We start from the raw sequence: 707 nt of genomic DNA on the forward strand, positions 1-707 counted from the left end.
CGCCTTTGCCGCCTGCGGTCGCCTGGCAGGCGCCGGTCGCCCAAGCGGCCGGTCTGCGTTCGTCGGCCTCGTCGTCATCGAGTAGGAGCAGCCTCGGCGACACGTCGTCGCCGTTCCGCGGGCAGGTTGTCCGGTCACCGGACAACCTGCCCAACGCCCGCGGCGGCGGCAGGGGCAGGTAATGACGCGCCGATCCGGTGTGGCGCGGCGCTGACGCAGTTCGGCCTGGTCAATCTCCCGCACGGGCCGGGCGCCGCCCGGTGCGCAGAACGTGAACAGCTGGGCGATCTCGCTGCAAAAGGACACCGGCTAACGTTGCCGGATTTGGCTTACGAGCTGGGCTGGTCGGTGCCGAGTGTCGAGGAGTTGCTGGGCCTGGTGCACCGACGTCCGGTGCTGCGGCTGGTCGTCGCCGGCAGCTTCGACGCGTTCTCCTGGCAGACCGTGGCCCGCAAGGGCACCTTCATCGACCAGATCATGCGCGGCACCTCGGCCCGGGAGATCGAGGATGTCAGCGACGAAACCCTGCAAGCCCACCAGATCAAGGCCATCGCCGCCGGCACCCCCTGCTGATGAACCGAGAGGAAGTCGCCCAGGACCTCACCCGCCTGGAACGCGCCGACCGCGCCCACCACCACACCCAGCATGCGCTACGCTGGCGGGTCGGCGAGCTCAAGGCGTGGATCACCAAGGACACACCCGCCGCG

Annotated in this window: 1 protein-coding gene; it reads left to right on the forward strand. The window is 69.7% G+C overall.

What is annotated here, in order from left to right; translation table 11 throughout:
• The first annotated feature begins 324 nt into the window (after positions 1–324).
• Complete coding sequence (locus ACIBEF_RS32010; RefSeq protein ID WP_396797158.1) at positions 325–573, forward strand: hypothetical protein; 249 nt, start codon at positions 325–327, stop codon at positions 571–573.
• Positions 574–707: the final 134 nt, after the last annotated feature.

This window comes from Micromonospora sp. NPDC050795, assembly GCF_044456785.1.
Taxonomy (GTDB): domain Bacteria; phylum Actinomycetota; class Actinomycetes; order Mycobacteriales; family Micromonosporaceae; genus Micromonospora.